The 14023-nt window shown below is 56.7% G+C and carries 13 protein-coding genes; 8 read left to right on the plus strand and 5 right to left on the minus strand.

Translation table 11 applies throughout. The features are described 5' to 3' along the window. Position 1: 1 nt before the first annotated feature. A complete protein-coding gene (bamE, locus tag U738_RS17815) occupies positions 2-460 on the minus strand; it encodes an outer membrane protein assembly factor BamE (RefSeq protein ID WP_035582906.1) in 459 nt (152 codons plus the stop codon). A 72-nt stretch (positions 461-532) separates the two neighbouring features. Between bamE and fur the strand changes: the two genes are divergently transcribed. Beyond that, on the plus strand, positions 533-985 hold the full coding sequence (fur, locus tag U738_RS17820) for a ferric iron uptake transcriptional regulator (protein WP_007111850.1): 453 nt from the start codon (positions 533-535) through the stop codon (positions 983-985). Positions 986-1147: 162 nt separating this feature from the next. Here the strand turns inward: fur and recN are convergent, their stop codons facing one another. Further along, positions 1148-2821: a DNA repair protein RecN gene (gene recN, locus U738_RS17825; RefSeq protein ID WP_035582911.1), complete on the minus strand. Its 1674-nt coding sequence runs from the start codon at positions 2819-2821 to the stop codon at positions 1148-1150. Between the two features lie 211 nt (positions 2822-3032). Here recN and grpE point away from each other — a divergent pair, with 211 nt between their 5' ends. The 4 genes from grpE to U738_RS17845 all read left to right on the plus strand — a co-directional run bounded on the left by grpE (position 3033) and on the right by U738_RS17845 (position 8073). Next, positions 3033-3674, plus strand: coding sequence for a nucleotide exchange factor GrpE (gene grpE, locus U738_RS17830; RefSeq protein ID WP_035582918.1), 642 nt, complete (start codon positions 3033-3035; stop codon positions 3672-3674). A 158-nt stretch (positions 3675-3832) separates the two neighbouring features. Further along, entirely contained in the window at positions 3833-5764 is a 1932-nt protein-coding gene (dnaK, locus tag U738_RS17835) for a molecular chaperone DnaK (RefSeq protein WP_035582921.1), read from the plus strand. A 164-nt stretch (positions 5765-5928) separates the two neighbouring features. After that, positions 5929-7074 (plus strand): molecular chaperone DnaJ, encoded by a 1146-nt coding sequence (gene dnaJ, locus U738_RS17840; RefSeq protein ID WP_027958236.1) that lies wholly within the window; start codon positions 5929-5931, stop codon positions 7072-7074. An 87-nt stretch (positions 7075-7161) separates the two neighbouring features. Beyond that, entirely contained in the window at positions 7162-8073 is a 912-nt protein-coding gene (locus U738_RS17845) for a DMT family transporter (RefSeq protein ID WP_035582923.1), read from the plus strand. Here U738_RS17845 and U738_RS17850 read toward each other — a convergent pair. Genes U738_RS17850 through U738_RS17860 form a run of 3 tightly spaced genes read right to left on the minus strand, consistent with a single transcriptional unit; the run spans position 8051 to position 11002 of the window. Further along, the gene (locus U738_RS17850; protein WP_035582925.1) at positions 8051-8800 is read right to left on the minus strand and encodes an ABC transporter ATP-binding protein; all 750 of its coding nucleotides are present in this window, start codon (positions 8798-8800) and stop codon (positions 8051-8053) included. The genes U738_RS17845 and U738_RS17850 overlap by 23 nt on opposite strands. Continuing rightward, complete coding sequence (locus tag U738_RS17855) at positions 8794-9879, minus strand: FecCD family ABC transporter permease (RefSeq protein ID WP_035539352.1); 1086 nt, start codon at positions 9877-9879, stop codon at positions 8794-8796. Before U738_RS17855 ends, U738_RS17850 begins: the two co-directional genes overlap by 7 nt. After that, entirely contained in the window at positions 9869-11002 is a 1134-nt protein-coding gene (locus U738_RS17860) for an ABC transporter substrate-binding protein (RefSeq protein WP_035582927.1), read from the minus strand. Before U738_RS17860 ends, U738_RS17855 begins: the two co-directional genes overlap by 11 nt. Before the next feature lie 267 nt (positions 11003-11269). Here U738_RS17860 and U738_RS17865 point away from each other — a divergent pair, with 267 nt between their 5' ends. From U738_RS17865 to carA, 3 genes are all read left to right on the plus strand, one after another. Further along, a complete protein-coding gene (locus U738_RS17865) occupies positions 11270-11551 on the plus strand; it encodes a DUF2218 domain-containing protein (RefSeq protein WP_035582930.1) in 282 nt (93 codons plus the stop codon). An 80-nt stretch (positions 11552-11631) separates the two neighbouring features. Further along, positions 11632-12438: a 4-hydroxy-tetrahydrodipicolinate reductase gene (dapB, locus tag U738_RS17870; protein ID WP_035582932.1), complete on the plus strand. Its 807-nt coding sequence runs from the start codon at positions 11632-11634 to the stop codon at positions 12436-12438. A gap of 381 nt (positions 12439-12819) precedes the next feature. Further along, positions 12820-13965: a glutamine-hydrolyzing carbamoyl-phosphate synthase small subunit gene (carA, locus tag U738_RS17875; RefSeq protein WP_197672020.1), complete on the plus strand. Its 1146-nt coding sequence runs from the start codon at positions 12820-12822 to the stop codon at positions 13963-13965. Positions 13966-14023: the final 58 nt, after the last annotated feature.

Here is a 14023-nt window from a genome sequence, read left to right on the forward strand (position 1 = left end):
ATTAAGGCTGCTGAACGGGCTGTGTGTCCGTGGGTGGCTGTGTACGGGTGCTCTCGGCCGGGAGTGCATCCATGGGATCAACTCCTTCCGTTGCAGGGCCCATGCTGCTCTCGCCTTCAAGCGGCAGCGGTTTGGATAAATCACCCTCTTCCTCAATATTCATTAAGCGCCCTTGAGGGTCAAAGGTAAGGGTGACGCGACGCTGCTCCACATCGCCATACGCTTTGTCTAAACGAAACACGTAATCCCACTGGCTGGCGTCAAAGGGCGCTTCCAGTAGCGGCCTGCCCATGACATAAGTAACCTGCTCTTGGGTCATTCCCGGCTGAAGCTGGCTGACCATCTCTTGTGTCACCAGGTTTCCTTGGGGGATGTCGCGCTTGTAAACACCGACGTAGCTGCAGCCGCTAACAACGGTAAGGGCGACGGAGAGTGTGATGATTCGAGTCAATTTTTGCATTTGGGCCTATTCTTCACTATCGTGGTTTCGGTTGATCATACCCGACCTAACCTGTTACTGCGAAGAGCGACCATGGCCGATCAGAACCATGAATTGCGCAAAGCCGGTCTAAAAGTGACCCTGCCGCGCGTCAAGATACTTCAAATTCTCGAAAATGTTTCGGGTCAGCACCACCTTAGCGCGGAAGAAGTGTACAAAACACTGATCGATGCGGGCGAAGATGTTGGCTTGGCAACCGTATACCGCGTATTGACTCAGTTTGAGTCAGCGGGCTTGGTAATTCGTCATAATTTCGACGGAGGACATGCGGTATTCGAGATGACCCAAGAGGACCACCATGACCATATGGTGTGCCTTGAAAGCGGTGAGATCATTGAATTTGTTGATGAGATCATCGAGCGACGTCAGCAAGAAATTGCTGAAGAGCACGGCTACGAACTAGTCGATCATGCCCTGGTGCTATATGTGCGTCCGCGCGGTTCCGACGTAACGCGCCAGGACAGCGGGCCGACGAACAAGAAATAACGTTCTAGGTCGCCGCTAGTCGAAAACGCTAGTCGCTGTTCGAAATGTGAGCGCCCCTAATCTACTGGGCCGAATTTGCTAAGTGAATTCGTCCAGTGGATCAGGGGCGCTTGTGTTTATCCAGCTATTCAGCGTGTTAATTCGGCGCATTAGTTCAGCGCGTCAGTGGGGCGGACGCTGGCTCGCGTGGAGCATTTCCCGCGCGTGGGCGAGTGTTTGGTCAGAAAGCGTCACACCGCCCAGCATGCGCGCCAGTTCGCTGATGCGGCCCTGTTCGTCGAGCAGTGCCATTTGCGTCAAGGTGGTGTCGCGTTTCGCCTGTTTCTCGATATGCAGATGCTGGTGGGCCTGGGCTGCCACTTGCGGTAAGTGAGTCACGGTCATGACCTGGCCGTTTTCGCCCAGTTTGCGCAGCAGTTGGCCAACGATCTCTGCGGTGGCGCCCGAGATACCCACATCCACTTCGTCAAATACCAGGCTGGGCACCGTTGAGTGTGTCGCCGCGACGACTTGAATGGCGAGACTAATCCGCGACAATTCGCCGCCGGAAGCGACCTTGGTCAATGGGCGTGCGGGCTGGCCGGGGTTGGCGCTAATTAAAAACTGCACCCGGTCGAGGCCTTCAGGGGAGGGCGCGTCTTTGGCGGTGACTTCCACTTCAAAGCGCGCTTTACCCATGGCTAAAAAGCCCAGTTGCTGCTGCACCTCTTTGCCTAAACGAAGCGCGGCTTTTTGACGGTTCTTGGTGAGTTTCTTCGCCTCTAAGCGGTACTCTTCGCGTAGCTCGACTACCCGTGCACTGAGTGCCTCCAGGTCATTGCCACCCTCTTCGAGCTGAGCGACTTCTCGCTGTAGGTCGGCATGCAGGGCGCATAGCTCTTCAGGGGCAACGTGGTGCTTGCGGGCAATTCGGTGGACGTCGGTCATGCGCTCTTCTACCCAGGCCAGCCGGTCGGGGTCTAATTCGGTGGTGCTGGCTAGGCGGTTGAGCTCGCTGGAGGCCTCTTCCACTTGAATACGCGCATCGCTCAGCATGGCAAGCGTATTGGCCAGGGTGCCTTTGTCACTTCCCGGCAGTGCGCTTAAATGAGCGAACGCCTGGTTGAGTAAAGACAGCGCACCCCCCTCATCGCTGGCGCAGCAGTCGGCGGCAAACTGGGTTTCGCGCAGGGTCTCCTCCGCGTGAGCTAGGGTGTGCTGTTCTTCCTCAAGCGTGGTTAATTCCCCCTCCGCTAAAGCGAGCTGATCCAACTCCTCTACCTGATAGCGCAGCAGTTGGCGTTTGGCCTCTACTTCGCTGCCTTCTTCACTGAGCTTTTTCAACTGGCGGCGCGCATTGCGCCATTCGCGGAAGGTGATGGCTAATTGAGCGGTGGCATCGTTTAGGCCAGCGTAATCGTCCAGCAAGGCCAGGTGGGTCTCTTCGCGCATTAAAGCGTGATGAGCATGCTGGCCATGAATTTGAATCAGCTGCTCGCCGAGAGATTTGAGATCGGAAATCGTCGCGGGTTGGCCGTTAATCCATGCTTTGGAACGGCCGTTGGCGGTGACCACACGGCGCAGCAAACACTCTTCTACTGGAAGTTCCCGGGCGGTCAGCCACTCGACGGCGGCGGGTAGGTGCTGAATGTCAAAACGTGCGGAGAGGTCGGTACGCTCGCGGCCGTGGCGCACGCTACCGGCGTCGGCGCGTTCGCCCAGGCACAGCCCAAGGGCGCCTAACAGAATCGATTTGCCTGCCCCGGTTTCCCCGGTAATCGCGGTCATGCCGCCGGTTAAGTCGAGCTCTAAGTGATCGACAATGGCGAAATCTTGAATGGCTAGCTGAGTAAGCATGGCGCCTCCTGAGGCGGTTCAGCGCAGAAGCTGGATACTTATCCAATAGTTGTTGATTTATACAGTAGTTAATAACTCACTTCAATGCACCTCTTGAGATGGAATTTATGGCCCCCATATAGCGTGCATAGTTAGTTAAAGCGAGTGATTTAAAGGCTTACTTCTCTGCGCGCCGCCCGCGTGGCTGCGCCCTACTTTTTAGGAGCACAACATGGCGAAAGAACCGCAAACACCAATGGACGATGAGCTGGCCCGCCACGAGCAAGAAGCCGATGGCGCCGAGCAAGCGGCTGAGAAAGTCGCTGAAGAGCGTTTGATGGAGGGCGAGCTGGAAGGATTGATCAATGACGAAGAGCCCCTAGAAGGCAGTTCCGACAATCCTGAAGCGGAAATGCTGGCCGCCCAGGTGGGCGAGTTAGAGCAGAGCTTGGCCGATGCCAAGGATCAAGCCCTGCGCGCCGCCGCGGAAGCACAAAATGTGCGTCGCCGCGCTGAGCAGGAAGCCGAGAAAGCGCGCAAGTTTGCCCTAGAGAAGTTTGTTAAAGAGCTGCTGCCGGTGGTGGATAGTCTGGAAAAAGCCCTTGAGACCATGGAAGAGGGGGCCTCAGAGGTTCACCGTGAAGGCGTCTCCATGACCTTGAAGATGCAGTTGGATGTGCTTAACAAATTCGGCGTTGAAAGCATTGAACCCCATGGCGAGCCCTTCGACCCGCAGGTGCATGAAGCCATGACCATGGTGCCTAACCCGGATCTTGATCCGAATACCGTGATGGACGTTATGCAGAAAGGCTATTTGCTCAATGGACGCCTAGTGCGCCCGGCCATGGTCGTAGTGAGTAAAAAAGCCGATTAAGCCACTGGCGACACAGAGTCTTAAATAAGAGTGTGAAAAAAAGCCCTTGAAATGTCAGCGGCGGCCCCCAAATAAAGGGCAACCCCGCGGGGAAACCCGCAGACAAGCTTTAAAAAATAAATTTCCAGTTTTGTAACAACCGAATTCGAGGTATTGCTATGGGACGTATAATTGGTATCGACCTGGGCACCACTAACTCTTGTGTGGCCGTGCTCGATGGTGACAGCGCTAAAGTCATTGAAAATGCTGAAGGTGGTCGCACAACACCTTCTATCATCGCCTATACCGATGATGGTGAAACGCTGGTTGGTCAGGCAGCTAAACGCCAAGCCGTGACTAACCCAGAAAATACCCTGTACGCCATCAAGCGTCTGATTGGCCGTCGTTTTAAAGACGACGTTGTCCAAAAAGACATCAAAATGGTGCCGTACAAAATCACCGAAGCCGACAACGGTGACGCTTGGGTTGAAGTAAAAGGCAAAAAAATGGCACCGCCGCAGGTAAGCGCGGAAGTGCTGAAGAAAATGAAGAAAACCGCCGAAGACTACCTGGGCGAAGCGGTGACCGAAGCAGTTATCACCGTACCGGCCTACTTTAACGACAGTCAGCGTCAGGCGACTAAAGACGCCGGCCGCATTGCAGGTCTAGACGTTAAGCGCATCATCAACGAGCCGACCGCTGCCGCACTGGCCTACGGTATGGACAAATCGCGCGGCGACAAAACCATCGCGGTTTATGACCTGGGTGGCGGTACCTTCGATATTTCGATCATCGAAATTGCTGATGTTGATGGCGAAACCCAGTTTGAAGTGTTGGCCACTAACGGCGACACCTTCCTGGGCGGCGAAGACTTTGACCTGGCGCTGATCAACTACCTAGTTGACCAGTTCAAGTCTGACAGCGGCATCGATCTTTCCGGTGACAACTTGGCCATGCAGCGTCTGAAAGAAGCCGCTGAGAAAGCCAAAATTGAGCTCTCCAGCGCTCAACAGACCGACGTGAATCTGCCCTACATCACCGCCGACAACACTGGCCCGAAACACCTTAACGTTAAGGTGACCCGTGCCAAGCTGGAGTCGCTGGTAGAAGAGCTGGTTCAGCGTTCGCTCGAGCCTTGCAAAATGGCGCTGAAAGACGCAGGCCTGTCCGCGTCTGAAATCGACGAAGTGATCCTGGTCGGTGGCCAGACACGTATGCCGATGGTGCAGAAGAAAGCCGCTGACTTCTTCGGTAAAGAAGCCCGCAAAGACGTTAACCCGGACGAAGCGGTTGCCGTGGGTGCAGCGATTCAGGGCGGCGTACTGGGTGGCGACGTTAAAGACGTTCTGCTGCTCGACGTGACCCCGCTTACCCTGGGCATCGAAACCCTGGGTGGCATCATGACGCCGCTGATCGAGAAGAACACCACCATCCCGACCAAGAAGACACAAACCTTCTCAACGGCGGATGACAACCAGACGGCGGTTACCATCCACGCCGTGCAGGGCGAGCGAAAGCAAGTCGCGCAGAATAAGTCGCTGGGTCGCTTTGACCTCGCCGACATTCCGCCCGCACCGCGCGGCGTACCGCAGATTGAAGTTGCCTTCGATCTGGATGCCAACGGTATTCTGAACGTTTCGGCGAAAGACAAGGCCACCGGCAAAGAGCAGTCCATCGTTATCAAGGCCTCTAGCGGCTTGTCGGAAGAAGAAGTTGAGCAGATGGTGCGCGACGCGGAAGCGCACGCTGAAGAAGATAAGAAGTTCGAAGCACTGGTGCAGCTGCGTAACCAAGCCGATGGCATGATTCACGCCACGCGCAAGACGTTGGAAGAGGCCGGTGACAAGGCCACTGACGACGAGAAGCAGGCGATTGAGACGGCCATCAGCGAACTGGAAGAAGCGGTTAAAGGCGACGACGTTGATAACATCCAGAAGAAACTGGATGCGTTGACCGAAGCCTCTGGCCAGCTCGCCCAGAAGATGTACGCCGAGCAGGCAGAAGCAGCGCAGCAAGAGGGCGGCGAAGGTGCTGAAAGCACTTCCAAGCCGGAAGAAGACGTGGTTGACGCCGAGTACGAAGAAGTCAACGACGATCAGAAAAAGCAGTAACATCCTCTTTCTGCCAAGGAAAGCGGTGACGCGGGAGCTTACTCCCGCGTTGCTGTTTCCGAGACCAAGACGCACGTAGTTAGATATATAGCTAGGTATGTAGCTAAATGTGTATCGCCTAAATGTGCAGTTGAGTGCGTAGCTAACCAGGAGGCGTAGGGCCTATGTCCAAACGCGATTATTACGAAGTCCTGGGTGTCGAAAAAGGGGCCGATCAGAAAGAGATCAAGAAGGCCTACCGCCGTCTGGCGCAAAAATTCCACCCTGATCGAAACCCGGACGATAAAACCTCAGCGGAAAAATTCCGTGAAGTGTCCGAAGCGTATGAAGTGCTCAGCGACGGCGAAAAGCGCGCTGCCTATGACCAGTTCGGCCATGCGGGCGTTGATGGCCAAGGTGGCGGCGGTGGTTTCGGCGGCGCAGGTGCCGGCGATTTCAGCGACATTTTCGGCGATGTGTTTGGCGATATTTTTGGCGGAGGCGGTGGTCGTCGCCGTGGGCCCAATGCCCCGGCACGCGGCTCCGACCTGCGCTATAACCTAGAGCTGGATCTAGAGAACGCCGTTGCAGGCACCACAGTCGATATCCGCGTGCCGCGGCATATCGAGTGTGATCGCTGCGATGGCGGTGGCGCCGAGCCAGGCTCCTCGAAAGAGACCTGCCCGACCTGTCACGGTCACGGTCAAGTGCGTATGCAGCAGGGCTTTTTCGCCGTGCAGCAAACGTGCCCAACCTGTCATGGCTCTGGCCAGCACATTAAAGTGCCGTGCCATAAGTGTAATGGCGAAGGGCGCGTACGCGAGACGCGCACGCTGTCCGTCAAGATTCCGCCCGGCGTGGATACCGGCGATCGCATTCGCTTGAATGGTGAAGGCGAAAGCGGTGTGAACGGTGGCCCGCCTGGGGATCTGTACGTTCAGGTGGCGATCAAGCCGCACCATATCTTCCAGCGTGATGGTAAGCACCTGCAGTGCGATGTGCCGATCAACTTCGTCGATGCAGCGCTAGGTGGCGAGCTTGAAGTGCCCACGCTAGATGGCCGCGTGAAGCTGAAGATTCCGCCGGAAACCCAAACCGGCAAGCTGTTCCGCCTGCGCGGTAAAGGCGTCAAGCCCGTGCGCGGTGGCATGCCCGGCGACCTGCTGTGCAAGGTAGTGGTGGAAACCCCCGTCAAGCTCAACGACGAGCAGCGCGACCTACTGCGCCAGCTGCAACAGAGCTTCGACGACAGCAACAGCCACAACCACTCGCCGAAGAAGACTGGTTTCTTCGACAGCGTGAAGAGCTTCTTTGAAGATATGAAGCCGTAAAGCTGCAATAATGGTAAATAATTAGTTGTTTGGTTCAAAAACCCTCGGTTCGCCGGGGGTTTTTGCTGTTTGGGGATGCTGCGCGCAATGGATAACCTTCAGGAAAGGCCCACAAAGGGCATCTTGCTCCGGGTGCTCTCAGGCGCTCTGTTTACCGGCATGCTGGTGTGCATTAAAGCCGTGAGCGACGCAGTGCCGGTGGGGCAGTCGGTGTTTTTTCGCTCATTGTTTGCGCTGCTGCCTATCGTGATTTTTCTGTTGCTGCGGCGGGAGTTCCCCCAGGGGTTGGCTACGCGGCGCCCCTTGGGGCATGCGTTACGCTCGGGGATGGGGGCGGCGGCGATGTTTGCCTCCTTTGCGGCGGTGGCACTGCTACCCGTTGCCGAGGCGACACTATTAGCCCAGCTAACACCGGTGTTTATGGCGATAGGTGGCATATTGCTGTTGGGGGAGCGTTTCTCGCTCTACCGCGCTGGCGGCATAATATTGGCGATTGCTGGAGTGGCAGTGCTGATCTTGCCTGGGCTCAATGCCAGTTCCAGCAATGGGCAAATAACCGGGTACGCGTTAGGAGCGCTGGGTGCGCTGTTAACCGCGGGGGCGCTACTGACCGTGAGACGTATTTCGCGCACCGAGAGTGCTGCCTCCATCGCCTTCTACTTTATTGTGGTGGCAGCACTGGCTGGGCTTGCCACGCTCCCGCTGGGTTGGGCCGCGCTCACACAGGCGGAGTTTGCCCTGTTGGTGCTCTCGGGCCTGTTTGGCGGCGCCGCCCACATCGCGATGACATTAGCGCTGCGCTACGCCGAGGCGTCGCGGTTGGCGCCTTTTGAATATATTGCCCTGGTGTGGCCTGTGCTCGCCGACTGGGTGTTGTTTGGCATACCGGTCTCCAGTGGTTTCCTGCTAGCGCTACCGCTGATGTTAAGCGGGGTAGCGCTAGCGGCGATGGAAGGGCGACGGCTTAGGTTAACGGCTAAATGGCTGCTTCGACGATAAGCTGCGGCTGGCCTTTCGAGCACGGCTCAATTCGGGCCGTGACTTTATATACTTGCTGCAACAGTGCTGGCGTAATCACTTCAGCGGTGGGGCCGCAGGCAATCAGGCGGCCATTTTCCAGCAGCATGGCGGCATCGGCGAAACGTAGCGCATGCCCCAGGTCGTGGAGTGCCACCAGAATCAGCATCTGGCGCTGGTCGGCCAACCGGCGCAGCACCGTCAACAGACTAATTTGCCGGTTAAGGTCGAGTGCTGAAGTGGGCTCGTCCAGCATCAGAATCTCAGGCTCTTGCACCAGGGCCTGGGCAGCGCTTACCAACTGGCGCTGGCCGCCGCTAAGGTCACCAATATCGCGCTCGCCAAGGGCCGTGATCGCCAGCTCGTCCAACGCCCGATCCACTTGGGCTAAATCCTCAGGCTGCACTTTTAATCCACGCCCCTGCATGCGCGCCAAAAGCACCGATTCATACACCGTGAGCACCGCTTTGGCGCCGGTGTCCTGGGGCATATAGCCCACTGGGCGCTCGGCGCTGGTGCCGCTGATGATCACCTCGCCTTCGCCTTTCAATAGTCCTAACACGCGCCTAAAAAGCGTCGACTTACCCGCTGCATTAGGGCCCAGTAGCGCGACGACTTGCCCGCCTTGAAAGCAGGGTGTGGTGATCTCTTGCAGAATAGGGCGCCGCCCATAGCGGGCGGATACGCGGTTCAGTTGTAGCGTTACCATGAGGCCTTCTTGTGGTTAAGCACTAGAAATAGAAAGAAGGGAATGCCCACCAGCGAAGTGATGATGCCAATGGGGATGATAGTGCCGGGGATAATGATCTTGGAGATAACTGAGCCAACGGAGAGGATGAGCGCGCCGCACAGTGCCGAACCGGGCAGGAAGAAGCGCTGATCTTCACCCAGCAAAATGCGCGCAATATGCGGCCCCACCAAGCCAATAAACCCAATGGTGCCTACAAACGCTACCGCGATAGCAGCGAGTAGCGACACCAGTACCAGCACTTCCAAGCGCAGCGCGCGGGGATTGACGCCCATGCTTTCGGCTTTGGCATCGCCCAGGCGCATAGCAGTCAGCGCCCAGCCGTGCCGGGCAAGCAGCGGCATCGACAAAGCGAGAATGCTAAGGGCGATCCAGAACTTGGGCCAGGTCGCTTTGGTCAAGCTGCCCATGGTCCAGAAGACTACCGCGGATACCGCCTCTTGGCTGGCAAAGAACTGAATCAGTGCCATCAATGAGTTGAAGATAAACACCATGGCGATGCCGAGCAGCACAATGGTCTCTACCGTTACGCCGCGCTTTAGGCTTAAGGCATGAATTAAAAACGCGGTGAACATGGCCATTACAAAGGCGTTGATGGGTACCACAAACTCAATGGCGGCAGGCACCAGCGCCACCCCGAAGGCGAGACCCAAAGCGGCACCAAAACTGGCCCCGGCGGAAATCCCCAGGGTAAACGGGCTAGCGAGAGGGTTGCTCAGAATGGTCTGCATCTGGGCCCCGGCCACCGACAGGCTGGCGCCCACTACGAGCGCCATCAGCGCCACCGGCATGCGGATTTCCCAGACAATCACCCGCGCCTGCTGGCTAACGCTGCCCGGCGTGAATAGCGCCGCGATGACTTCGCCCAGGCTGTAGCGGGCGGGGCCGAGGGCCAGATCAACGCAGAGGCTAAAAAACAGCGCTAACACCAGTGCCGCCAATATCAGTTGGCGGCGGAACACCTGGCTATGGTAGAAGGCGCGACCCTGTGAAAGGCGCTCTGTGACCTCCGTTTCCGTTATCCTCGTATCAGTCGTCATGGAGCGATATCCAGTAGCCGGGCTCATAGCCGATGGGCAGGAAGCGTTCGTGCAGTTCTTCCATGGTGGCTTCCGGGTCTAGGTCGGCAAAGAGCTCAGGGTGTAGCCACTTGGCTAACTGCTGCACGGCCACGAAGTAGTAGGGGCTGTTGTAAAACTGGTGCCAAATGGCGTGGAAATTGCCAGATTCAACGGCCTTAATGCCGGTCATCGCGGTGCGCTCGGTCAGCGCTTCCAGCTTGGCGTGAGCGCTTTGCATATCTGCACCAGGCCCTACACCCACCCAGTCGCCGCCAGGTACGTAGGCATCCCAGTTGCCGCCGGTAACAACCACATGGTCGGGGTTGGCGGCAATAATCTGCTCAGGGTTCAGGTTGCCGAAGCTGTTAGGAATAATCCTCTCAGCAATGTTGTGGCCGCCCGCCAGAGTGACATAATCGCCAAAGTTGGCAGGGCCAAAGCTCATGCAGCACTCGTCGGAGTAGCCGCCTGCCCGGTCAATAAACACGCTGGGGCGCTCTGGATTGGCCTCGGCGATGACGTCGGTTACCCGTGCCAGCTGTGCCTCGGCAAACTCGATAAACGCTTCGGCCGCGGCTTCATCGTCCATGATCTGGCCAATGATGCGCATGGAGGGGATGGTGTTCTCAAGCGGATCTTCACGAAAATCCACATAGATGATCGGAATGCCGAGTTGTGCCAACTTGTCGTCGTAGGCGGCGTCTTCTGTGGCGGCTTTAGCTTCGATGTTCATCAGCACCACATCAGGGTTCAGCGCGGCGGCCTGCTCTACATCGAAGGTGCCGTCTTTAAAGCCGCCAAAGGTGGGGATTGCTTCAATCTCTGGGAAGCGCTCTAGATAGCGGGCATAGTTATCAGGGTCCGCCTGAGAAAAGTCTTCGCGCCAACCGACCACATGGGCAAAAGGGTCTTCCGGTTCGAGTAGCCCAAGCAGATAAATTTGCCGCCCTTCACCTAAAATAACCCGCTCGGCAGGGGCGTCCAGAGAGATTTCGCGGCCAGCGACATCGGTAACAGTGATAGCGTCAGCCATAGCAGTGGCGCCGCAAGCAAAGCTGATAAGCGTACCAAACAGGATTTTTAAGCGCGGAGAACTGAGCATTTTTTAAACTCGTTGGTCAATATTGATTAACAGGTCTGGCGTCACTGATGCGCAGTAACGCTTTGATAGCACAGAGATGCAATTGCTATTGTAACTGATTAGCGTTTAGGCGGCATCACTGGGGTGCCGCGCTGAATGGTTCACATGCTACGCTTTGTTTTTGCCATTTATTCTTCGGCGACGGCTTCGCGTATTGGGCTCTAAACGGCAATTGTGTTGTTGTAGCTTTTTTAGTTAGCAAGTACTTACATTTATGGAGAGGCCGCTATGCCTTTATCTCGTGTTGAAATTGCCACGCCTTCCGCCGAGCATTTAATCAATCGCCTGTGCAAACACTGGGCGCATAAGTTGGAGGTCGAGCAGAGTGATCAGCAAGCTACCATTACCTTTGCCACCGGCACCTGCTTAATGGTCGCTGAATCGGATAAATTGGTAGTAGCCCTGGAAACCCTCGAAGAGGAGCATCTGGATGAATTGGAGGGGGTAGTCGAGCGCCACCTTATGCGTATGGCCGGTGATGAAGAGCTGGCGATTGTTTGGGAAAACTAGACCACGACGGGTCTGCTATAATCGCGCTGATTTTGAAAACATAAATCTTATGCACCGAAACGCAGAGCGCAGGAGTTCGCATGACCCGAATTGCCATTGTAGGCGTGGCTGGCCGCATGGGCCGGACGTTGGTAAATGCTGTAGAGCAAGAGGCTGAGGCGACGCTAGCCGGTGGGATTGTGGAGCCAGGCAGCTCCTTATCGGGCGCTGACATTGGCGAACTTGCCGGGGTAGGTAAGCGCGGCGTTGTCGCAGTAGATTCCCTGGCGTCGATTGTCGATGACTTTGATGTGTTGATCGACTTCACTGCTCCGCAGGTCACGCTGGGTAATCTGGCGTTCTGCGCTGAGCACGGTAAGCGTATTGTGATTGGCACTACCGGTATGAGCGATGATGAGCTGGCCCAGCTTGATAGCTACCGCGATAAGGTGGCCATGGTGTTCGCGCCCAATATGAGCGTCGGGGTTAATTTAACCCTGAAGCTGCTTGAAACCGCTGCCAAAGCGTTGGGCGATGAAGGCTACGATATTGAAGTGATCGAGTCCCACCACCGCCATAAGGTTGATGCGCCTTCCGGCACCGCGATCAAAATGGGCGAAGTCATCGCCGATAGCCTGGGCCGTAACCTGAAAGAGCACGGCGTGTTCGAACGAGTAGGGCAGTGCGGCCCGCGCAGCGATAAAGAGATCGGTTTTGCCACCGTGCGTGCGGGGGATATCGTTGGCGAACACACGGTGATGTTTGCCACCGAAGGCGAGCGCATCGAAATCACCCATAAAGCCTCCAGCCGCATGACCTTTGCCAAAGGTGCTGTACGCGCTGCGCGCTGGGTCGCGGGTAAAGAGAACGGCCGTTACGATATGCAGGATGTGTTGGGTCTGGATTAAGCGATCACTCATGCTAGAACAGCCCGGTCATTAAGGGGTAGTCTTAGGCCAAGAATTCCTGTAACATTTCAAAAATTTTGGCCGGGTGGCTTAGAAGCTCTGACTTACAGACCTTAGACGGCGCGCTTGTTGCGTTGGCCAGCCCAAAGCCTGCCCCGAGTCCGCTAGCCAGTTTTAGGTTGTGCCAGCGGCTCAGAAGGCATCGAACAACAAGCGGGATGAAACCGATTCTTTTTTATCGGCTTCGTCCCGCTTTTTTACGACCTCATTATTGATAACGAATCGTTTGATGATGAGGCCGTGGATTAATCAAGAAATTGCTGAGCCTGCGCCCCACAGGCTCCCACCAGCATGGGAGGACTTGTTTTGAATAACCCCGCATTGAGCAAACCCGCAATACTGGCCCTGGAAGATGGCAGTGTGTTCCACGGCATCGCCATTGGCGCGGACGGATTAACCAGCGGCGAGGTGGTATTCAATACGGCCATGACCGGTTATCAAGAAATCCTTACTGACCCCTCCTACACCCGCCAGATCGTGACCCTCACTTATCCCCATATTGGCAATACCGGCGTTAACGCCGAGGACGTCGAATCAGCGTCGATTGCCGCCGCGGGCTTGGTGATTCGCGATTTGCCGCTGATGGCCAGCAGCTTCCGTTCTGAGCAGTCGCTGTCGGACTACCTGAAAAGCCAGAACGTGCTGGGCATTGCCGATATCGACACCCGCCGCCTAACGCGTATTTTGCGTGACAAAGGTGCGCAGAACGGGGCGATTTTGGCGGGCGCTGATGCCGAAGGCGAAGATGCAGTGGCGCGGGCGCTGGAAGCCGCCAAGGCTTTCCCTGGCCTGAAGGGGATGGATCTGGCCAAAGAGGTGTCGTGTAAGGAGTCCTACGAGTGGTCAGAAGGCGAATGGACGCTAGGTGAAGGCTATGCAGATGCGTCTAAAAGCGAGCGCCCCTACCACGTGGTGGCGTACGACTACGGGGTGAAGTTCAACATTCTGCGCATGCTGGCCGCGCGCGGCTGCCGTTTGACGGTAGTGCCCGCGCAAACGCCTGCTGCTGAGGTGCTGGCGATGAACCCGGATGGCGTTTTCCTGGCCAACGGCCCAGGCGACCCAGAGCCCTGTGACTACGCCATCAAGGCGATTCAAGAGGTGCTGAAAACCGATATTCCGGTATTCGGTATCTGCTTGGGCCATCAACTGCTGGCGCTCGCTTCCGGTGCGAAGACGGTCAAAATGAGCCACGGCCACCACGGTGCCAACCACCCAGTGCAGGATCTGGATACCGGCACGGTGATGATCACCAGCCAGAACCACGGCTTTGCGGCGGATGAAGCAACGTTGCCGGCCAACGTTCGTGCCACGCACCGCTCGCTGTTCGACGGCACTTTGCAAGGGATCGAGCTCACCGACCGACCGGCGTTCAGCTTTCAAGGCCACCCGGAAGCGAGCCCCGGCCCGCGTGACGTGGCGCCGCTGTTTGATCGCTTTGTTGCAATGATGCAGACGCGTCGCTAACGCGCTCAGCCCTGTATCGCCGTCTTTTGTCGCTCATCGTCACCATTTTTTGCGGGAA

It is taken from the genome of Halomonas sp. TG39a, from assembly GCF_000744395.1.
In the GTDB taxonomy this organism is placed as follows: domain Bacteria; phylum Pseudomonadota; class Gammaproteobacteria; order Pseudomonadales; family Halomonadaceae; genus Vreelandella; species Vreelandella ventosae_B.